Origin of the sequence: Hydrogenovibrio thermophilus, from assembly GCF_004028275.1 — a bacterium.
Lineage (GTDB): Bacteria > Pseudomonadota > Gammaproteobacteria > Thiomicrospirales > Thiomicrospiraceae > Hydrogenovibrio > Hydrogenovibrio thermophilus.
The window spans coordinates 112,728-133,378 of record NZ_CP035033.1 but is presented as its reverse complement, the minus strand read 5'-3'; the positions used below and the strand labels follow the sequence as shown (position 1 = coordinate 133,378).

The following is a 20,651-nucleotide window of genomic DNA, read 5'->3' as shown; positions in this document are numbered from 1 at the left end:
ATAACCGGGACCAACCGTTAAGCCAAATCGACTGCATGACGAACAAAACCGGAAACGATTGGTTCCAAAAACAGGTTTATAAAAATTTCAATAAAATCAAGGGAGTAAAAATTTTTTAACATTACAAAAATTGCTTGTATTACGTAATTTATCTAGGTAATCTAAGTAACATACCGCGCCTGAGCGCAGCAGCCCCACAATAAAAACAAAAAACAGGTACCCGTTATGCGACAGGCTTTAAGGCTAAACAAATTCGTAAATGCCATCCTCTTGGCCACGCTCCTATTTTCATACTCTGCTGTATCCACAGCGGATGGCCCATTACCTTCCTGGCAAAATACGCCCACCAAACAAGCCATTATCGCCTTTGTCGAAGACATCACTGACCCCAAATCCCCCAACTTCGTTCCCGTGCCGGAACGCATCGCCACTTTTGATAATGATGGCACTCTCTGGGCCGAACAACCGATGTACGCGCAATTATTTTTCGCCATTGACCGCTTGAAAGCCCTGGCGCCTAAGCATCCGGAATGGAAACAAAAAGAACCTTTTAAATCGATTTTAAACGGTGACCTCAAAGGCGCCACCACGGCCGAAGGGAAAAAAGCGCTTATCGAGTTGGTCATGGCCACCCATGCCGGCATGACCTCCGAAGACTTTTCAAACATCGTCAAAGAATGGATCGCCACCGCCAAACACCCAACCACCGGCCGTCCCTTCACCAAAATGGTCTATCAACCCATGCTGGAGTTACTGACTTACCTACGTGCCAATGGCTTCAAAACCTTTATCGTTTCGGGTGGCGGCATCGCGTTCATGCGCCCCTGGACGGAACAAGTCTATGGCATTCCACCGGAACAAGTGGTGGGCAGCAGCGTGAAAACCCAATACAAAGTCATGAACGGTCAACCGGTCATTGTTCGCGAGGCGGGAATTAACTTCATCGATGATAAAGCCGGTAAACCCATTGGCATCAACCAACACATCGGGCGTCAGCCCATTGCGGCCTTCGGGAATTCCGACGGCGATTTGGAAATGCTGCAATGGACCACCTCCGGTAAAGGCAAACGTTTCGGCTTGCTCGTTCACCACACCGATGCAAAACGGGAATGGGCTTACGACCGAAAATCGACATTCGGCCATCTGGACAAAGCGCTGGATATGGCAACCAAACAAGGCTGGACCGTTGTGGACATGAAAAGCGATTGGAAAACCATTTACCCGGATTTCTGAGCACTTCAACCATTTCCGTTCGGCATTGTACACAAGACGTTTTACATAATATCTCGTCCTAGGAGACCATCAATATGTTGAAAAAAAACCTACTCAATGTGGCCATCGCAGGCGCACTTGCGTTGCCGGCCACCATGCCGTCGGCGCAAGCGGCGTCCACCGACCCCGATAAGCCCAATATCCTGCTGATTGTATCGGACGATACCGGCTACGGTGATTTGGGGCCTTACGGGGGCGGTGTCGGTCGCGGTATGCCGACCCCGAACATCGACAAAATGGCCGAAGAAGGGATGACCTTCTTCTCATTTTACGCTCAACCGAGCAGCACGCCCGGCCGTGCAGCCATGCAAACCGGGCGCATTCCCAACCGAAGCGGTATGACGACCGTGGCCTTCCAAGGCCAGGGTGGCGGCTTGCCGAAAGCGGAATGGACACTGGGCTCCGTCCTGAAAAAAGGCGGTTATAACACCTATTTCACCGGGAAATGGCACTTGGGTGAAGCCGACTATGCCTTACCGAATGCCCAGGGTTACGACGAAATGAAATACGTCGGTCTGTACCATCTGAACGCTTACACCTATGCCGATCCGACCTGGTTCCCGGACATGGATCCGAAATTACGGAAAATGTTCCAGAAGGTGACCAAAGGCTCTTTGTCCGGCAAAGCCGGTGAAAAAGTCCACGAAGACTTCAAGATTAACGGCCAGTACGTCAACACGCCGGAAAAAGGCGTGGTCGGGATTCCATATTTCGATCGTTACGTTGAAAAAGCCGCGGTCGAATTTTTGGAAGACTCCGCCAAGCATAAAAAAGGCAAGCCGTTTTACATCAACGTCAACTTCATGAAGAACCATCAACCGAACATGCCGGACCCGGACTATAAACACAAATCGATGTCGAAGAGCAAATACGCCGACTCGGTGGTGGAATTGGATGCCCGAATCGGCCGAATCATGGACAAGCTGAAAGAGTTGAAGCTGGATAAAAATACCTTGGTGGTTTACACCACCGATAACGGGGCTTGGCAGGACGTTTACCCGGATGCGGGTTATACCCCTTTCCGAGGCACAAAAGGAACGGTTCGTGAAGGCGGTAACCGTGTTCCGGCGATTGCGGTCTGGCCTGGTAAAATCAAGCCAAATACCAAAAACCACGACATTGTCGGTGGTCTGGACTTAATGGCCACGTTCGCTTCGGTGGCCGATGTGAAGTTGCCGAAAAAAGACCGCGAAGGCAAGCCGATCATTTTCGACAGTTATGACATGACGCCGATTCTAACCGGCAAAGGTAAATCGGAACGGACTTCTTGGTTCTACTTCACCGAAAATGAACTGTCTCCAGGTGCGGTACGTGCCGGCAACTACAAAGCGGTATTCAACTTGCGCGGTGGTGACGGCGCCAAAACCGGTGGCTTAGCGGTTGATTCCAACATTGGTTGGAAAGGGCCAGAAAGTTATGTTGCGACGGTGCCGCAAATTTTCGACCTTTGGCAAGATCCGCAGGAACGTTATGACCTCTTTATGAATAATTTCACCGAACGGACTTGGACCCTGGTCACCATCAATGAGGAAATGGAAAAACTCATTAAAACCTATGTGAAATACCCACCACGCAAACTGCAAAGTGAGGTGTACACTGGGCCGATAACGCTGAGTGGTTATCAACGGTTTAAACACATCCGTGAACAGTTGGAAAAAGAGGGCGTTTCACTGCCAATGCCAACCGGAAATTAATCCGATTTTTGTTGGTTAACTGAAAAAGCCATTTGGTTCGCCAGATGGCTTTTCTTTTTTAAACGAGCGGTTTATTCTAAAAACGGTTTGCTTGAACTCTCTAGAAAAACACGCTGGAAAATCCGCCATTTGGCATTTAATTTAAGGTACGTTATGACACCCTCACAAGACAGCCATCATCACCCCGAACTGCAGTTTCCAATCGATTCAACAAATGACACCTTCCGCTTTCACACCATGGTGAAACCCAGTGGCTCACAATGTAATATCGAATGTTCCTATTGTTTTTATTTACACAAAGAAGGTTTATTAGACCAACCGAAAATGCCACGCATGAGCGATGAAGTTCTGGAAGAACACATCCGACAATACATCGAAGCGCAAACCGGTGACGAAGTCATTTTCAGCTGGCAAGGTGGTGAACCCACGCTTATGGGACTGGAATTTTTTGAAAAGGTCGTGAGCTTTCAACAAAAGTATCGAAAAGAAAATCAACGCATTGGTAACGATTTACAAACCAATGGCATTATGCTCAACGAAGAATGGTGTCGCTTTTTGAAAAAGCATGATTTTCTTGTCGGTATTTCCATCGACGGCCCAGCGAATTTACACGATATTCACCGAGTCAGCAAAGGCGGTCAGCCGACACACGAACGTGTCATGCGAGCGGTTTCGCTGTTGCACAAACACGACATTCCCTTTGCCGCTCTCTGCGTCGTCAACCGCGACAATGCTCGCCGCCCCATCGACGTCTATCGATTTTTACGTGACGAAGTCAAAGCCAAACAAATCCAATTCATTCCCTGCGTGGAAAAAGCGGATTTCACAACCGTGGCGCCCGGCACCTGGAATACCCAACAGATTCCGGTCCAATTTAACCCCAAACAAGACGCCAGTGGCGACAGTGCCCTTGTGACTGAATGGTCGGTGCTTCCGGAAGACTGGGGCTATTTCCTCAACCGGGTGTGGGACGAATGGATTAAAAAAGACTTCGGCGACCTGTTTATCGACCAATTCGAAAACGTGGTGTCGATGATGTTCGGCTATGGCAGCCAAAAATGCGTGACGGCACAAATCTGCGGAAAAGCCCTGGCGGTTGAGCATAATGGCGATGTCTTTTCCTGCGATCATTTCGTCTATCCCGAATACCGGCTCGGCAATATCCTGGAAACCCACGAAGGCGATATGGCGTTTTCCGAACAACAACAAGCATTCGGCTTTGACAAATACAAAACGCTGCCAGATTATTGCAAGCAATGCGATTATTTGAACCTATGCTGGGGCAACTGCCCGAAAGACCGCTTTTTGAAAACCCCAGACGGCGAAGACGGTTTGCAGTACCTGTGCGCCGGTTTAAAAGCCTTTTACAAAAAAGCCACTACGGAAAAGAGTGCCTTAGCCAAACGCATGGGCATGCGCTGAACCTTTTGCAAACCCAAACCGCCGTACCAGGCGGCGATAGCTTCGCTTTTCCATTATTTCTTAAGGATTTTGTCAAACTCCCCTCAGGCTCGCATTCGGGGCAGTGGCTACAATAGCCTATTCCAAGAATACCCGATTGAAACCCATGTCGATTTCACTGCCCGGCTGGTGGCGCACGCCGATGCAAGCCCACCAACTGCAATTTTTCGCCCATTACATGCTGTTCCTGTCCTGTGTGCTGGTGTTGGCTCTATCCTGGTTTCATTGGGTCTATCACATCCATTTGCCCGACCGCATGTACCTTTTGTGGCTGCCGCTGCAACTGATCGGCACCTTTTTGCTGTATCTCGTCTTGCCGAGGTTCAAAAGCCTGTCCCAAGGCCAGGTATTGGCTTTGTTTGTGTTTTCCTTGCTGGTGTTGGCCGGCTATCTGTACGACAGCGGCGGGGCGATCAATCCGCTGATTCACATTTTAATCGCCCCCATCGCCATCGGCCTGGTCATTTTCTCGCGCCAGCCCGCTTTCATTCTGATTCTACTGACCACCGCCATTTATTTCCTGCTCAATCGCTTTTATGTACCGATTATGAGCATGAAAATCCCCAGCCTCAATGCGTTCTTCGACTGGCATTTGAGCGGTTCCGCCGCGGTTTTTCTCGGCATTTCGGTGCTGGTAATGATGATTGTCTTCCCGTTGCGCCAAAAACTGGACGCCCAGCAACAGGATTTGTTGAAAAACCAGAAACAAGCCCTGCAACACGAATACTTGCTGGCCTTGGCGACGTTTGCGGCCTCATCCGCCCACCGCCTCGGCACGCCCTTGAACACCCTGTCCCTGATTGAAAGCAGTTTGCGGCAAACCTGCCCGTCATCGCAGGCACAACAGGACCTCGACATCATGGCGGACCAGCTCAATGTCTGTCAGAAAGCGCTGAGCAATATCCGCCGCAAAGCTGACCAATCCGCCAGGCCTGGGCGTTTTTCATGTGCCTTGTCCGATTTCATCGCCGAGGTGAAAGAAGAATTTACCCTACTGCACCCGATGCACGAATTGCCGATCACCCTGCCCGACACGCCGATCACCCTGCACATCGACAACAGCCTGTCTCTGGCGGTGTTGAACCTGCTGGAAAACGCGGCCCGTTACAGCCCGGATTACGTGGCGTTACGGTGTGAATCAAATGACGATGGCTTGGTTTTCCAAGTCATCGATCATGGTCAAGGGCTGCGCGACACCGAACTGTCACAACTCGGCAAACGTCCGCTTGATCAGTCCGACGGCGAAGGCATCGGGCTGTATCTGACTCAAATGATTGTCGAACGTTATCAAGGACAATTGCATTTCGAACGCGCCGAAAACGAGACCCGTGCGGAAATCCGACTCTCCAAAAGCGTCATGGAGGCTCCCACTCATGAATGAAACGATCGATATTTTGATTGTGGACGACGACAGCGCTTTTTTAACGACGCTGACGCGCATGATGCAGCGCCAGGGCCATCCAATCCATGCCGCCGATACCGTGAGTGCGGCTCAAGATTTGATCGACACCACGCGTTTCTCACGCGCGATTCTCGACCTGAACCTGCAAGGCGACAGCGGTTTGAAATTGCTGACGTATCTGGTAGAGCGGCAACCGGCGTGCCGGGTGGTGATTCTGACCGGCTACGCCAGCATCGCCACCACGGTGGAAGCCATGAAACACGGGGCCTGTGATTATCTATGCAAACCGGCCTCGCTCACCGATATTCTCAAATCCCTCGAACTGGACGGTGACGAAACGGAAACCGAAGTGGAAGAAGCCGACCCTATACCATCGGCCCATTACGACACCATGTCACCCAAACGCATCGAATGGGAACACATTCAACGCACCTTGATGGAACACGACGGCAATATTTCCGCCACCGCCCGCGCCCTCAACATGCACCGACGCACACTGCAACGTAAATTGCAAAAGAAGCCGGTCCATAAATGACCTTTTGGACGGGCTCATCTCAACCGATTAGAAACGCGCCCAAAGGGTCAGGATCACCAAGCCCAAATACACCCAAATGACTAGGCCTGATAGCGCATAAGTCTGCCAGAAGGCTGTGCCAGACAGCTTTAACTGCCCCACCTTGCGATACAATACCGCCGCACTGATGATGACCGCCAGGAAATTGAACAGGTTGAACAAGTGTATCCAACCGTCACGATGGCTGGCCAAGGGCTTCATCACCGAATCCGAGTCCATCAACCAATAATAGGCATTGACCAAATCCGGCGCATAATGCAGGAAGAAGAAACTACCGATGTGACTCAGCGCTCCCACCAACATCAAGGCGCCAAACGCTAGACCGGCGGTTTCGAACAGCGTCCAAAAGTCGATTTTGGAAACACGGCTCGCCAGCCATAAACCGCCCAGCGTCAATGTAAAGGTCATGGCCACCGCCATCAACAAAGCCACCAAACCGACCCAATCCATCATCGGCACCGCAGGCATCACCATCTCCAACCAGGAACCGATTTGATACCAGGGCAAAGATTCCTTCAACGGACTGTGACCCAACGCATGATGAAAGCGCATCGCCATGGTGATGACGGCCAGCAAGGTGATGAAAGCCCACACCGTCATCCGGTCCAGTTGCTTCACCGGCTCGATGACCTGTTTCGCAAAGCGCGTGACTTTCCACTCCACCGAGTCGCAGGCCTGGGCACAATCCATACAAAGGGTACAATCCTGCATATTGTTCTTCTTCTCGAACAAATACGGGCGCAGGTTCCACTGGCAGGCTTTCACACAATCGAAACTGCGGCAGGTTTGACAGGCCGAACGGTCGGTTTGCAGTTGAGTGAAGCTGACTTTGCCATAGGACTTAATCACCGACCCGATCGGACAGCCATAACGACAATAATCCATATTGCGATACAGGTAAAAACCGACAAATGCCACCGCGGTCAACACCAGAAAATACATTGCGCTGACGTAGGGTATTTTCAGAAAATCCGGAAACACATACACCGGCACCCAGTAACTCACCACCAACAACCCCAGCCCCCACCAACGGTTGCGCAGCCAGTTTGGCATCAACTTCTGAGGGCCGATTTTATTGAGGTATTTGCCGATGAAACTGTGCGGACACACGGTGCAAAACACCGGTCCGAAGGTCACCATCGACACCACCAGAAAGAACGGCCAAAACAGAGACCAGAAAATCGCCGGCGTATAAGGGTTATCGATTTCATCCGGATAGGTCAGCCCGAAATAAATCGCGCTGGCAAACAGCACCAATACCAGAGAACGCAACACATTCAAACTCATCGGGTGCGTCAGCAAACCGCCGACCAATGGCCAGGACAAGATGTTTTTCATCGTCATCACTCGCCTCCTTACAATTTATAACGGTAATTGATCTGGAAGTTTCTCGGCGCACCCGGCGTGTAGCTGTAATTGCCGCGGGTGTCTTTGGAGACCTCTTCCGCATAACGCATGTCGAAGACGTTATTGACGTTCAACTGAAGCTTATGATGCCCGAGGCTGTACCCCATCATCAGGTTCGACACCATCTGGTAACCGTCGTATTTCTCGGTGTTGGCGTCGTCGATGTAATAACGGCCGAAGCCCAAAGCCTCAATCCGCGCCTGCAAGCCCTTGGCCTGATAACCGATGAAAACGTTGTACTGCTGCTCCGGAATGAAACGCACCTTGTTACCGGAATAATCGTTTCCGCCGTCTTCATACTGCAGATATTCATAATCCTGCAAAGCCAGATTTCCGCCGACGGCCACCGAGGCATTGAGGCGATAAGACACGCTGAATTCCGCGCCGCGTTTACGAGTCTTACCGGCATTGACGTAATAGGTCACGTAATTGTCTTGCACCGAGACGATTTCATCGGTCAGATCGATTTGATAAAGCGCCACCGCGGTCGAGAAACGGCTACCGTCCAATTTATAACCCAATTCGTACTGCACCGCTGTCGAGGCTTTTAAGTCATTGGCCTGGTCATAGGATTGGTTGGCGCTCACTTCGCTGTCGGTGGGGGCCTGTTGCGCGCCACTGACGGAAAAATAGGTCCGGCTGTTATCGGTCAACGCATAATTCACCGACGCTTTCGGTGCAAACAGATCGTAACTGGCTTTATAGGAATATTTACCGCCGCCCGACACATACTTCCCGGTCGAATAGCTGTAGGCGTAATATTCGTCACCGGAAATGTCCATATTCAAATGGTCATAACGCAACCCGGCTTCCAAGGTCCATTTCTCGGCCGGAGAGAAAGTTTGCTGGAAATAGGCTCCACTCAACTGGCTGTTGGCGTCTTCCACCTGCGCCAAATCGCCTTTCTGGTCCGACGTGACATTAATGATGCGCCCGGACGGAATCGTCACCGTATCGGCGTAAGTGTATTTCTTACTGTTATCGCGAATGTCGCCCCGTACCGTGACCCCGAACACTTGACTGGCCGGCAGTCCGAACAAGGTATGACGATGGTTGAACATCAAATCGGTTCCCACCACATAGTTGTCCTTGGAATCGTTGATGAAACCGGTGACCGGGTGGAAATGCTCCCATTTATTGATGTAAAACTGCGGTTTGAAACTGACGCCATTGCCCAAATCGGTTTTGTAGCGGGTATTGAAAAACAAGGTTTTACTGTCGCGCGCGCTTTGCGTCCAGGCCGAGCCGGTATTCGCCGGATCGTTCAAGGTGCGCCCGGTTTGCTTATAATATTCGTAACCGTCCTGGTTCAAAGAACCCGGCAATTGCAGGTTCGATTCCTGATAGCTCAACTCCGATTCCAAGGTGCTGTCGTCGCTGAAGAAATGACCCTGCTTGACGGAAAATTGTGTGGTGTCGAAATGGTTGTGCTCGCGCCAATTATTGTTGGATTGGCGGCGCGACAATTGCACCGAAAAGTTATCGTCCGGCCCCGCCTGCCAGGTTTTGTGCAAAGCGGCGTTGGCGCTGCTTTCCGATCCGCCGCCCAGTTTGATGTAATCCTGCGATGCATCGAACACCGACTGCGATCGGACCGAAATCACCCCGCCGCTGGCATTGGCCGCTTCAATCGACCCCGGCCCTTTAAACACCTCGACCGAGTCGATGTCGTCGATGTCCACGAAATCGAAACGGGTGAAACTGTCCGGGTCGGTCATCGGCACGCCGTCGCGCATCACCATGATTTCACGCACCCCATACCGCGCCTTCAAACCGGCACCGCGGATAATCAAACGCGAATCGTAGCCGCCGTTTTCGCTCACCGCGATGACGCCGGGCAGGGTTTTCACCACATCGTTAATATTGCGCGCATTCTTGTCCTCGATCACTTTTCTCGGCACCACGTCCACGCTTTGCGACACATCCAAGGCCTGACGCTCTTCTTTCGAGGCGGTGACGGTGATGCCGTCCAGAACGACTTCGGCGGAAGCCGGTAACGGCGCCCAAACCGCCGAGCTCAACACAAAAAATGATATAGGGGAAAAGTGCCAATCTTTGGCACGAAAGACAATGGAAGGCCTCACAATTACGCTCCTGCTTCGTGACGTTTTGAAAGGCCAAAATATTAAGCGTCCCGCCGAAAATGACAATGTGACAAATTGTCGCACCTGCAACCGATTGCAAAGCATGAAAGTCAAAACTGACCAGGCCTGGTCATTGTTTGAATTGTAGATTCCTTAAATTATGCAACCGTCAATATTTCAATAACCAAAATAATAATGATATGTGTTATCATTTGCTTTAAATAAAATTTACCCCAGAATTTTCCACCATGAGCGAAGAACTGAACCGCATTCCCGTCATCACGTTATACACTGAGCACCAAAGCTGGCTGCAAGGCTGGATTTGCCATCGTGCCGGTTGCCCACATACCGCAGAAGACCTGACACAGGATACATTCGTCCGAATTTTGAGAAAGTCCGGCCAGTGTCTGAAATGCAAAGAACCCCGGGCCTATCTGACAGCCATTGCCAAAGGCCTTTTAATCGATAAATGGCGACGTGAGGAAATTGAAAAAGCCTATTTGGATGCCATCTCGGCCATGCCGGAACCCACGGCCCCGTCAAGTGAACACCTCAATGAAATCATCGAAACCCTGCTCAAAATCGATCAAGCCTTATCGAGCTTAGCGGAAAAACCCCGCCGGGCTTTCATGATGGCGCAGTTCGACGGTTTGAAATACCGTGAAATCGCCGTCAAGCTGGACGTCAGCGAACGCATGGTCAAGAAATACATGGCTCAGGCCATGATGGCTTGTATTCTCGCTGCGGACGAGGAGAAAGCCGTTGAATAAAGAACACGAACACCACGTTCTGGCCTCTGCCTGCGAATGGTACGCCATTTTAAACGACGAGTCGGTCAGCGAAAAAGACAAAAATGACTGGCACCATTGGTTGAATCAATCCCCAAAGCACGGCCAAGCTTGGCAACGGGTTGAGCAAGCCGGAAGACACCTGTCAGGTCTCGACCCAACCCTGGCCAGAGCCGCATTAAACGCGCCCAAAGGCATGGGGAGACGAGCGGCATTGAAAAAGCTGTCCGTTGGCCTGCTCGGCCTGTTTGGTGCCGGCTATTTGGCACAATCACATTTTGCCAAACAACTGTCTTTTCAAGTACTCGCGTTATCCGCCGAATACCAAACCAAAATCGGCGAACGCCGTCATATTGAAATGGCCACGACCGACCAAATATGGGTGAATACCGGTTCATCACTCGACATTAACCCAAACGGACACTCCCATACACTCTACTTGAGAAACGGGGAAATCTTTGTCAAAAGAGATCACACCTCCCAACAGCCTCCTTTGTTAATCGACTCCGCCCATGGCAGGATGACAGCACGCGGCACACGCTTTACGGTACGAAGTCAATTTCAAGACACCCTCCTGACCGTATTTGACGGCACGGTTGAAATCGAAACTCTGGATGGACAAAAACAACAAATCCAGAAGGGTCAACAGGCCAGATTCAATGCAAAAACCATCGGTCCACGACAAGCGGCTGAAAAATTCCGAGCCACTTGGGTGAACGGTATCTTGCTTGTGGACAATTGGCGTCTGGATGAGTTCATCCAAGAACTCGGCCGATATTACGACGGTGAAATCAATCTCGACCCGACATTATCGAAACGCCGTCTGGTGGGCTCCTTTTCCATTGAAGACATTCCGCAAACCCTACGGGCCATTCAAAACACGTTAAACGTGCGAGTTTACCAACGGCACGAACAGAACTGGTTTATCGGTTCCGCATAACCATTCATCAAAAAAATTTCCTGTAACGGTTCCCTTTTTTCGTTTTCGCTCGGTATAGAAAGTGAAAACGAAATTTAAACGAGATTCAAAAAGGAAATTGTATGTTGTTCCCGGCCAATCGCCGACCTGTGAACCGAACAGGTGTCTATCTTTTAAAGCCACTCTTGCTGGCACTGATTCTGCAAATGCCGATTAATGCGGTGTTAACCACACCGGCCCAAGCCGAATCAATAAGCACTCAAAACTATCACATTCCCGCCGGAAAATTATCCACGGCGCTGACCCGTTTTGCCAATACATCGGGCGTGCTTTTAAGCGTTGATGGCGATATTCTCAAAAACAAAACCACTTCGGGGCTTAAAGGCGATTTCTCAACATCCCAGGCCTTGCAAAAACTGTTACGAGGCAGCGGGCTGACGGCAAAATTTGGCAAAGATAACAGCGTTAGAATTGTGGCCGTTCCAAAACACGATCAACATGGCTCCACTCAAACGGCGCCGGTTCTGGTCACGTCTGCATCCGGTTATGAGCAAGTCGAAACCAATGCCTCCGCATCCATCTCAATCATCACCCAAGAAGAACTCAAAGGAAAAAGCTACCGTGACGTTACCGACGTTCTGAAAAACGTGCCCGGCATCTCAATCGAGGGCGGCGGCGGCGGCAAGATTGAATCCACCGAGGTCACCATCCGCGGCATGGGAGAGGATTATGTTCTCTTCCTGGTCGACGGTCGTCCTCTGGGGGCATCAGGTGAAGCTTACTATAACGGTTACGGTCGAGCGACTCAGATTGGCTGGCTACCGCCCCTGTCGTCCATTGAACGCATTGAAGTGATTCGCGGTCCAATGTCATCCCTTTACGGCTCCAGCGCATTGGGCGGCGTCATCAACGTCATCACCAAAAAAGGTGCCAATACATGGAACGGCAACATTTCGGTCGATACCGTTATTCCAGCCAACTCTAAATCCGGTTCCGCCAAACAAGCACGCTACTATTTAAATGGCCCTTTGATTAAAGATACCTTGTCTTTAACCCTATACGGTTCCAGATACCATCGCGACGAGGACGACATCGTTGATGGCTTCGCGGAAAAAGACCGCATCGACAACACCGCAAAATTCACATGGACACCAACCGACAACCAAACCGTTGAAATCGAAGCCGGACTGTCCGGACACGATAACAAACGTACCGCCGATAAGAGTGGGGACGGCAGTGAAAACTCGATGAACAACGAACGGCAAAATTATGCGTTGGTACACGACATTGATTGGGAAACCGAGATTCCAACCTCAACCCTGACTTATCTGACCTATGAAGATGTGGATATTGAAAATGGCGATAACCTATCGAAATATATGGCGACCATTGCCAATACCAAAACCATTATGTCTTTCGATTCCAACTACCTCACCGTTGGCCTGGACTATAAATTAGAACAAACCAATCACGATCAGGATCGTTTTTACGGCCCCAATGGGGACCTGAACCTATCTCGCTGGCAGGCCGCCGTTTTTCTGGAAGACGAGTACTTTCTGACCGACAAGTTCACCGTCACCGGCGGGGTACGATTTGATGAAAACGAAGATTTCGGCAGCTTTGTCACACCCCGTTTGTACGGTGTTTATAACCTGACCGAACAGTTCACCGTTAAAGGCGGTGTGGGCGGAGGCTTTAAGGCTCCGACCCTGAAACAGTCCGATGAAAACATCGTCGAGAATGCGGCACGCAGCCGGGCGTTCGACCAAGGTAACAGTAACCTGAAACCCGAAACCAGCGTCAACTACGAACTCGGCTTCATTTGGAATGGATCCAACGGTATCAATTTCGGTTTGACCGCTTATCACACCGATTTCAAAGACCAAATCGGCAAAAAGATCATCTGTGACTCCCGCCCGGCCTATAACTGTACGGTAAACGGCGAATCCCGCCAATACATTAACCAATACATCAATAACGATGCGGCGGAACTGAATGGTGTCGAAGCCTCTTTTGAAATGCCGATCGGGAAAACCGTGAATTTCGCAACCAACTACACCTACTCACAAAGTGAAATAACCAAATCGGAGCAGGCACCGGAAAAGGTCGGCGAACCATTTAACAACCTGCCGAAGCACATGGCCAATTTATCCATCAATTGGGACCCGACCAGCCTGTGGAATCTTTGGACCTCGGTCAACTATAAGAGCGAAACCATCGATGACGAACAGCGTATACCGTCTTATACCATTGTCGATGCCGGGGTGAATTACCAGGCTTTGAAATACATCAACATTTTTGGCGGAGTCTATAACCTTTTCGACAAACAAATCAATACGGAAACCTATGGCAAAACATTGGATGGTCGTCGATTCAACCTAAGGGTTTCCGTTGATTTTTAGCCGAAGCTTCTGTGCCCGCACATTTTAAATCACCGTAAATTTTTAGAGTAAACCTCTGCGAACCTCAGAGGTTTCTTAGCATTTAATACCAGGAGAGAGAAATGAAAACAATGCTAATCACACTGGCCTTGAGCCTGACCAGTTGTTCCGCGTTCGGTCATTATATTTGGATTGAACCGGAAAGCCCTAACCAAGCCAACCTGTATTTTGGCGAATGGCATAATGGTGAAGTGGAAACCGAAGACGGGCGTCTGTCCCGGATTCAGGCCAATAACATTACCCCTTCAACACACGTTCAATCAATTGACCGACAACACGATCATATCGCCATACACCTCAAACAACCGGGTGATTTCGCCATCACCGAGGCCCAATCCCCGCGCATCAAGAAAAACCGTACCGATTCGGTACGCCATGTTTTATTGGCCCGCACCGGCCGCAATCACACTCAATCATGGCTTGAATTTGACTTAACACCTACCGTAAAAGACAGCCAAACCTTTACCTTAACCTATCAAGGCAAACCTCTAGCCAAAAGCCGTGTCACCGTAATGGCACCCAACCGCTGGCAAAAATCCTTTAAAACCGACCAAAATGGGCAAATCACCATCCAAACGCCCTGGAAAGGCTTCTACCTGTTAAAAGCCAAATACATCGACAATCGGCCGGGAAAAGTCGGCCAAAAACCCTATGACCAAACGGAATACAATCTGACGCTCACTTTTCGAACGTCACAAGGCATTCCCTGGAATAACGCGAACTGAACCCACAAGCACCATTTGCACACATCCTCGCGTAGGAAGGAAAGAACATGACATTTAAAAATATTTGGTTCCAGCTCCATTGGATTCTAGGGATCACCGCCGGGTTGGTTTTGATGGTGGTTGGCACCACTGGCGGCATCTTATCGTTTGAGCGGGAAATCCTCCGTGCCATCAACACCGATTTAATGGAAGTACAACCGGCCAAGAATGCTGTTGCACTCGCACCGGAAAAACTTCTAAGGCGCATCCAGGCCAAATACCCGGAACGAACAATCAATGCACTCACTTTATCGAATAACCCCTTTGAAGCCGCAAGGGTCAACTTTGCCCTTGAAGGCACCGGAAAACGCGCCCGCAAAGGCGAAACACGCTATGTCGACCCTTATACCGGCAATGTGCGATGGCAGGACGTAAAAGGAAAGTCCTTTTTCCGCACCGTTTTGCATCTGCACCGACGACTGCTGTTGGACCAACCCGGCAAACAAATTGTCGGCGCTTCGACAATTGCTCTGATCATCCTGGTCTTGTCCGGCCTCTATCTAAGATGGCCGAAAACCTGGCACAGTCTAAAGACCTGGTTTACCTTCAACGTGCAAAAAACCGGGCGCAGTTTTGTGTCCAGCCTGCATGCCGTTATCGGCACCTGGATGATGATTTTCTTGCTTTTGGTCTCTTTCACCGGATTATATTGGTCTTATGACTGGTATCGCGCCGGGCTTTATGCCATCAGCGGCGTACCGCAACCCGTTCGCAAAGGCGGGCCACGCGCCCCTCAAAAACAAAGTAATGATCTGTCCGACACCGTTTCACGTGAAACCGATTCCAGTTTTAATTTGGCCGGTCATGCATGGCAGGCGTTCGAACAACACGTCAAGGAATTCGGTTATTCCACCGCCACTCTGCGATTACCCAAAAACGGCGGCGATTACGCCTTCACTTATTTCGACCCTGACCCACAACACCCTCGGGCCAGAAACCGTATGACGGTTTCCGCCGAAACCGGCGAAGCCATCGAGCACAGCCGCTATGAAGACAAAGCCTTGAACGAAAAACTCATGTCAAGCATGCTACCGCTTCACACCGGTGAATACTTTGGCATCATCGGGCGTATCTTGCTGTTCATCGCCTCTTTATCCTTGTTGTTATTCGGCATTACCGGCTTCATGCTGTATATGGATCGTCGAAAAACCGCCAAACTGCGTCGTGAAGCCAAGCAACAAGCCAACCTCAAAACCGTCCCACTGGCACAGGCGGACACGGTGATTGTCTATGCCAGCCAAAACGGCAGTGCCGAACGACTGGCCTGGTTGACCGGGCAAATATTACAAGGCACCGACCGAGCAACCGCCCTGACCGGTTTGGGGGAATTAACCCCCGAACAACTGGCCGACAAGTCCCTGGTTTTATTAATTGCCTCCACCTTTGGAGAAGGCGAAGCGCCGGACAGCGCCCGACGTTTTGCCAAACACCTTGAAACCGTGGTCGACTTCAAACCCGACCTTCAATTTGCCGTACTGGCATTAGGTGACAGCCATTACGAGCATTTCTGTACCTTTGGTTTGGCTTTGGATAACTGGATGCGCCAAAGCGGGGCAACCGCCCTTCAACCTTGTACGACGGTCGATAAATTAAATCCGAAAAACCTCCAGGCCTGGCAGAATTTGCTGATTCAGCTCGGCGGAAATCGCGAAGTATCCTTAATCGCGGAACCGGATGAATGGCGCTTAACCGAACGCACTTTACTCAACCCCGGCAGCCAAGGCATGCCGACCTACCATTTGTGTTTTGAACCGGTCAATGCAAAAACCGTTGATTGGCAAGCGGGCGATTTGGTTGAACTTACTCTGAAAGACAACCAAACCACCGCGACGCGTCAGTACTCCATCGCCTCCATTCCGGAAACCGGCGGCTTACAGCTTTTGGTACGTCAAGTGCGTTTTGAAAACAATACACTTGGAAAAGGGTCCGGTTTTCTCACGGATTCACTCACGCTCGGCCAAACCGCCTATCTGACCATTCAGTCCCACAGCGCGTTTCATCTCGATACCAACCATTCCGGCCCTTTGATTTTAATCGGGAACGGCACCGGACTGGCCGGTTTGCGTGCTCATCTGCAACAACGCGTCCAGCACGGCCATTATCGAAACTGGTTATTATTCGGCGAACGCAACCAAGCCTCTGATTTCTATTATCAAGACGAGTTGAATGGCTGGCTAAAAAACGGTCAGCTTGAAAAACTGACCACGGCCTTTTCCCGCGAGCAGGAAGGTTATGTTCAAGATAAGCTGCGCGAGGCCGGGGAAGAGATTAAAAGCTGGGTCCAGCAAGGTGCGGTGATTTTGGTGTGTGGCAGCGCCGATACCATGGCTAAAGCCGTCGACGATGCCTTGCAAAACATCTTGTCCCCTACTGATTATCAAACGCTTTTGGAGCATAACCGCTACTTGCGCGACATTTATTGATATCGAACGGTATGACCTTCCAAATAACTGTTTAGCCGTGATTAACGGTTAAACAGATTCAATAGAACGGTCAGCACCAGGCTGATCAGAATCATGGAAGTAATGGGAATAAACACCCGACCGTTTTCGGTTTGGTGATCGATGTCGCCCGGCAATTTACCGAACCAACTGAACAACCCAGGAACGAAATGCCACAGCACGCCGATGACCAGCAATAAAGCGCCAACCATAATCAGCCACTTTACCATCTGCACCTCCCCGGAGTTGATTATCTGAAAACGCCCAGGCCTGGGCGTTTTCACACATTTTCTTACGCCGCTTTGATACCGGAATGACGCAACAAAGCATCAATTTGCGGTTCCCGGCCGCGGAAAGCTTTGAACAACGTCATCGGATGCACCGAACCGCCGGCCGACAAAATGGTGTTGCGGAACTTCACGCCGATTTCCGGATTCAGCACGCCTTTTTCCTCAAACAGGCTGAACGCATCGGACGACAAGACTTCCGCCCATTTGTAACTGAAGTAACCGGCCGCATAACCGCCCGCGAAAATATGGCTGAAGCTCTGCGGGAAACGATGATACGCCGGCGGTTGAACCACCGCTACTTCATCGCGCACCTGCTTGGCCAATTCTAAAATCGGCTGTGGCGCGTCCGGTTGATAATCGGCATGAGCGAGGAAATCGAACAGGGCGAATTCCAACTGGCGCACCATCATCATCGCCGACTGGAAACCACGGCTTTGCTGCAAGGCCTCGAACAAATCGGACGGCAAGGTCTCGCCGCTGTCGATGTGCGCGGTGATTTCGTCAATGCCTTCCCGCTCCCAACAGAAGTTTTCCATAAACTGCGACGGTAACTCCACCGCGTCCCACGGCACACCGTTGATGCCGGACACATCGAAATGCTCCATTTCCGTCAACATGTGATGCAGACCGTGGCCGAATTCGTGGAACAGGGTCGTGACTTCGTCGTGCGTCAAGCAGGCCGGTTTGTCACCGACCGGCGGAGTGAAATTACACACCAGATAGGCCACCGGTGCCTGTAAATCGCCTTTCGGGTGGCGCCAACGGCTGATGGCCGAATCCATCCAGGCCCCGCCGCGCTTGTTTTCACGCGCGTACAAGTCCAGATAAAAGGCCGCGATGGGCTCGCCGGTGACATTCAAAATCTCGAAATAACGCACATCGTCGTGCCAGACCGGTACCGTTTGCTTTTCCACGACCTTTACATCGAACAAGGTTTGAGTGATTTTGAACAAACCGTCCAGTACTTTGGTGACCGGAAAATACGGACGCAGTTTTTCCTGAGATAAGGACAGAGTGGCGTTTTTGAATTTTTCCGACGCATAGGTCACGTCCCAAGGCTGCAAGTCGTCCAGTCCGAGTTCACGACGGGCAAAATCCGCCAGCGTGGCCAATTCCTGCTCCGCTTGCGGTTTCGATTTGGCCGCCAGGTCACGCAGAAAACCGATGACCTGCTCACTGGAATCGGCCATTTTGGTCGCCAGCGACAGCTCGGCGTAATCGTTGAAGCCCAATAACTGGGCTTTTTCGTGACGCAACTGGAGAATCTTACGGATATTGTCGGAATTGTCGTATTGCGGATCGGCGGCCTGTTCGGAAGCGCGTGTGGCAAAAGCACGATAGACTTCTTCGCGCAAATCACGGTTGTCGGCATGGGTCATCACCGCCAGATACGATGGGAAATCCAAGGTCACCAACCAACCGGATTGTTCTTTTTGCTGCGCCAATTGTTGCAGCAAGCCCAGCGCATTCTCCGGCAAACCGGCCAACTCGGCTTCGTCTTCCACCGATTTCGACCAGGCCTGGGTACTTTTCAAAACGTTGTTGCCGAACTGGCTGCTCAGTTGAGACAACTCCTGAGACAAACGTTTGTACTCCGCTTGTTTGTCTTTCGGCAAGTCGATGCCGGACAAACGAAAATCGCGCAGGGCGTTTTCCACCACTTTTTTCTGTGCCAATGAATAGGATTCAAATGCTTCGGACTGGGCGACCTGCTCGAATTTTTTGAACAAACCTTGGTTTTGACCTACTTGCGTGTAGTAATCGGTAATGCTTTCCAGACAACCGGTGTAAGCCGCGTGCCAGTCATCGCTGTTTTTCACCGCATCCAAGTGCCCGACCGGCCCCCAGACGCGTTCCAGACGATTGCTTAAGGCTTCCAAAGGCTCCACGAAATTTTCCCACGTAGGCGTGGCGGTATCCTGCACCAAAGCGTCGATGGCGTCCAAATTTTCCGCCAAAAGGGTTTCCACCGCCGGTTGGATGTGTTCCACGTGAAACGCTTGAAAGTCCGGCAATTGATCGATTTGCAATAATGGGTTCATAACAGGTCCGATGTTCTTTATAGTCAAAATAGTTTACCGAATTATACAAGCCACGAAACCGATGAAAAACCCCATTATTTTTTTACCCTAGGCGTTAAACGGCTTCTGTGCTAAATTTAACGTATCGAAAACGCACGAACACAGAACGGATTTATGAAAACCTACCAAACCACTTTGACCTTCAACAGCCCGAACCGCGGCACCTTCAATATCACCCCGGACATCAATCAGGTGGTTGAGAAATCAGGGCTGAATGTCGGCTTGTGCCATGTGTTTTGCCAACACACCTCGGCGTCGTTGATCATCACCGAAAACGCCGACCCGACGGTCCGCGAAGACATCGAATACTGGATGCAAAAACACATTGTCGACGGCGATGCCAATTACCGCCACAATTACGAAGGCGACGACGACATGTCGGGCCACATCCGCACTCTTTTAACGGAAACCAGCCATACCATCCCAATCACCAACGGTCGGTTGAATATGGGCACCTGGCAGGGCCTTTTTTTATACGAACACCGTACCGGGCGTTTTAATCGCCAGGTGGTGGTCACGCTTCAGGGAGATTGAAAACCATGATTAAGGAACCCGCCGTCAATGCAACGCATTATGTGTTGAAAGTGACCGGAAAACACGGTTTGGTGTTTAAAACCAAACACAATGACAAAGACTATCTGAAAAAAGTCGCGGAACAGTTGCTGGAGCAGGAAGACGGCCATTTCACCGAATACGAAATCCACGCCAGCGACCACGCCAACTCGGAAATGACGCAACCGGAAAATCTCATCCATTACGTCAAACAGGATTTATAAAACAGCGTTATCTGGCCTGTTCGTAACCCATTTGCAGCATGCAGTCTTCGTAGGACATTTGTCCGGAGGTCTGACTGCGCAGGTTAATTTGCGACACACCGTTTCGGTCGTCCCAAGCGCCCAGCGCTTCGCCTTTACAATAATTCATGTCATTGCGAAATTGGTCTTGGCTCTGCTCGGGCTTTTTCACAAACTGTTTATTGCCACAGGCGCTTAGTACCAATGCGGCCAAGCCAATTAAAATTACACGCTCCATA

General features: G+C 50.7%; 17 protein-coding genes. 12 read left to right on the top strand and 5 right to left on the bottom strand.

The genetic code is table 11. The annotated features are described in order from the left end of the window. The first annotated feature begins 225 nt into the window (after positions 1-225). From EPV75_RS00585 to EPV75_RS00565, 5 genes are all read left to right on the top strand, one after another. Positions 226-1,233 carry an HAD family hydrolase gene (locus EPV75_RS00585; protein ID WP_128384120.1) on the top strand — a complete coding sequence of 336 codons (1,008 nt, stop codon included), beginning with the start codon at positions 226-228 and terminating at the stop codon, positions 1,231-1,233. A gap of 74 nt (positions 1,234-1,307) precedes the next feature. Then, the gene (locus tag EPV75_RS00580) at positions 1,308-2,966 is read left to right on the top strand and encodes an arylsulfatase (protein ID WP_029939332.1); all 1,659 of its coding nucleotides are present in this window, start codon (positions 1,308-1,310) and stop codon (positions 2,964-2,966) included. Between the two features lie 153 nt (positions 2,967-3,119). Next, entirely contained in the window at positions 3,120-4,388 is a 1,269-nt protein-coding gene (locus tag EPV75_RS00575; RefSeq protein ID WP_128384119.1) for an anaerobic sulfatase maturase, read from the top strand. Between the two features lie 145 nt (positions 4,389-4,533). Further along, a complete protein-coding gene (locus tag EPV75_RS00570) occupies positions 4,534-5,808 on the top strand; it encodes a sensor histidine kinase (protein WP_128384118.1) in 1,275 nt (424 codons plus the stop codon). After that, a complete protein-coding gene (locus EPV75_RS00565; RefSeq protein ID WP_128384117.1) occupies positions 5,801-6,364 on the top strand; it encodes a response regulator transcription factor in 564 nt (187 codons plus the stop codon). The genes EPV75_RS00570 and EPV75_RS00565 overlap by 8 nt, the downstream gene beginning before the upstream one ends. A 27-nt stretch (positions 6,365-6,391) precedes the next feature. Here the strand turns inward: EPV75_RS00565 and EPV75_RS00560 are convergent, their stop codons facing one another. Beyond that, the gene (locus EPV75_RS00560) at positions 6,392-7,747 is read right to left on the bottom strand and encodes a 4Fe-4S binding protein (protein ID WP_128384116.1); all 1,356 of its coding nucleotides are present in this window, start codon (positions 7,745-7,747) and stop codon (positions 6,392-6,394) included. 11 nt (positions 7,748-7,758) lie between these two features. After that, a complete protein-coding gene (locus tag EPV75_RS00555) occupies positions 7,759-9,894 on the bottom strand; it encodes a TonB-dependent receptor (protein ID WP_192894005.1) in 2,136 nt (711 codons plus the stop codon). Positions 9,895-10,142: 248 nt separating this feature from the next. On the opposite strand from EPV75_RS00555, the gene EPV75_RS00550 reads away from it, so the two are divergent. The 5 genes from EPV75_RS00550 (at position 10,143) to EPV75_RS00530 (ending at position 17,229) form a co-directional block, all read left to right on the top strand. Further along, a complete protein-coding gene (locus tag EPV75_RS00550; protein WP_128384114.1) occupies positions 10,143-10,664 on the top strand; it encodes a sigma-70 family RNA polymerase sigma factor in 522 nt (173 codons plus the stop codon). After that, positions 10,657-11,622 carry a FecR domain-containing protein gene (locus EPV75_RS00545; RefSeq protein ID WP_128384113.1) on the top strand — a complete coding sequence of 322 codons (966 nt, stop codon included), beginning with the start codon at positions 10,657-10,659 and terminating at the stop codon, positions 11,620-11,622. The genes EPV75_RS00550 and EPV75_RS00545 overlap by 8 nt, the downstream gene beginning before the upstream one ends. Positions 11,623-11,723: 101 nt before the next feature. Then, positions 11,724-14,003, top strand: a complete 2,280-nt coding sequence (locus EPV75_RS00540) for a TonB-dependent receptor (protein WP_128384112.1) — start codon at positions 11,724-11,726, stop codon at positions 14,001-14,003. Between the two features lie 101 nt (positions 14,004-14,104). Further along, positions 14,105-14,767: a DUF4198 domain-containing protein gene (locus tag EPV75_RS00535; protein WP_128384111.1), complete on the top strand. Its 663-nt coding sequence runs from the start codon at positions 14,105-14,107 to the stop codon at positions 14,765-14,767. A 47-nt stretch (positions 14,768-14,814) separates the two neighbouring features. After that, positions 14,815-17,229 carry a PepSY domain-containing protein gene (locus EPV75_RS00530; protein ID WP_128384110.1) on the top strand — a complete coding sequence of 805 codons (2,415 nt, stop codon included), beginning with the start codon at positions 14,815-14,817 and terminating at the stop codon, positions 17,227-17,229. A 41-nt stretch (positions 17,230-17,270) separates the two neighbouring features. Here EPV75_RS00530 and EPV75_RS00525 read toward each other — a convergent pair whose 3' ends face one another. Both EPV75_RS00525 and EPV75_RS00520 read right to left on the bottom strand, forming a co-directional pair. Continuing rightward, a complete protein-coding gene (locus EPV75_RS00525) occupies positions 17,271-17,477 on the bottom strand; it encodes a DUF2905 domain-containing protein (RefSeq protein ID WP_128384109.1) in 207 nt (68 codons plus the stop codon). Positions 17,478-17,539: 62 nt separating this feature from the next. Continuing rightward, positions 17,540-19,579: a M3 family metallopeptidase gene (locus EPV75_RS00520; RefSeq protein ID WP_128384108.1), complete on the bottom strand. Its 2,040-nt coding sequence runs from the start codon at positions 19,577-19,579 to the stop codon at positions 17,540-17,542. A 153-nt stretch (positions 19,580-19,732) separates the two neighbouring features. Here EPV75_RS00520 and EPV75_RS00515 point away from each other — a divergent pair, with 153 nt between their 5' ends. Both EPV75_RS00515 and EPV75_RS00510 read left to right on the top strand, forming a co-directional pair. Next, positions 19,733-20,152, top strand: a complete 420-nt coding sequence (locus EPV75_RS00515) for a secondary thiamine-phosphate synthase enzyme YjbQ (protein ID WP_128384107.1) — start codon at positions 19,733-19,735, stop codon at positions 20,150-20,152. 5 nt (positions 20,153-20,157) lie between these two features. Continuing rightward, positions 20,158-20,394, top strand: coding sequence for a hypothetical protein (locus tag EPV75_RS00510; protein WP_128384106.1), 237 nt, complete (start codon positions 20,158-20,160; stop codon positions 20,392-20,394). 7 nt (positions 20,395-20,401) lie between these two features. On the opposite strand, the gene EPV75_RS00505 is transcribed toward EPV75_RS00510, so the two are convergent. Next, positions 20,402-20,650 carry a hypothetical protein gene (locus EPV75_RS00505; RefSeq protein WP_128384105.1) on the bottom strand — a complete coding sequence of 83 codons (249 nt, stop codon included), beginning with the start codon at positions 20,648-20,650 and terminating at the stop codon, positions 20,402-20,404. Position 20,651: the final 1 nt, after the last annotated feature.

Coding starts and splice junctions, on each gene's coding strand:
- EPV75_RS00585 (WP_128384120.1), top strand. CDS start 226: ATGCGACAGGCTTTAAGGCTAAACAAATTCGTAAATGCCATCCTCTTG.
- EPV75_RS00580 (WP_029939332.1), top strand. CDS start 1,308: ATGTTGAAAAAAAACCTACTCAATGTGGCCATCGCAGGCGCACTTGCG.
- EPV75_RS00575 (WP_128384119.1), top strand. CDS start 3,120: ATGACACCCTCACAAGACAGCCATCATCACCCCGAACTGCAGTTTCCA.
- EPV75_RS00570 (WP_128384118.1), top strand. CDS start 4,534: ATGTCGATTTCACTGCCCGGCTGGTGGCGCACGCCGATGCAAGCCCAC.
- EPV75_RS00565 (WP_128384117.1), top strand. CDS start 5,801: ATGAATGAAACGATCGATATTTTGATTGTGGACGACGACAGCGCTTTT.
- EPV75_RS00560 (WP_128384116.1), bottom strand. CDS start 7,747: ATGACGATGAAAAACATCTTGTCCTGGCCATTGGTCGGCGGTTTGCTG.
- EPV75_RS00550 (WP_128384114.1), top strand. CDS start 10,143: ATGAGCGAAGAACTGAACCGCATTCCCGTCATCACGTTATACACTGAG.
- EPV75_RS00540 (WP_128384112.1), top strand. CDS start 11,724: ATGTTGTTCCCGGCCAATCGCCGACCTGTGAACCGAACAGGTGTCTAT.
- EPV75_RS00535 (WP_128384111.1), top strand. CDS start 14,105: ATGAAAACAATGCTAATCACACTGGCCTTGAGCCTGACCAGTTGTTCC.
- EPV75_RS00530 (WP_128384110.1), top strand. CDS start 14,815: ATGACATTTAAAAATATTTGGTTCCAGCTCCATTGGATTCTAGGGATC.
- EPV75_RS00525 (WP_128384109.1), bottom strand. CDS start 17,477: ATGGTAAAGTGGCTGATTATGGTTGGCGCTTTATTGCTGGTCATCGGC.
- EPV75_RS00520 (WP_128384108.1), bottom strand. CDS start 19,579: ATGAACCCATTATTGCAAATCGATCAATTGCCGGACTTTCAAGCGTTT.
- EPV75_RS00515 (WP_128384107.1), top strand. CDS start 19,733: ATGAAAACCTACCAAACCACTTTGACCTTCAACAGCCCGAACCGCGGC.
- EPV75_RS00510 (WP_128384106.1), top strand. CDS start 20,158: ATGATTAAGGAACCCGCCGTCAATGCAACGCATTATGTGTTGAAAGTG.
- EPV75_RS00505 (WP_128384105.1), bottom strand. CDS start 20,650: ATGGAGCGTGTAATTTTAATTGGCTTGGCCGCATTGGTACTAAGCGCC.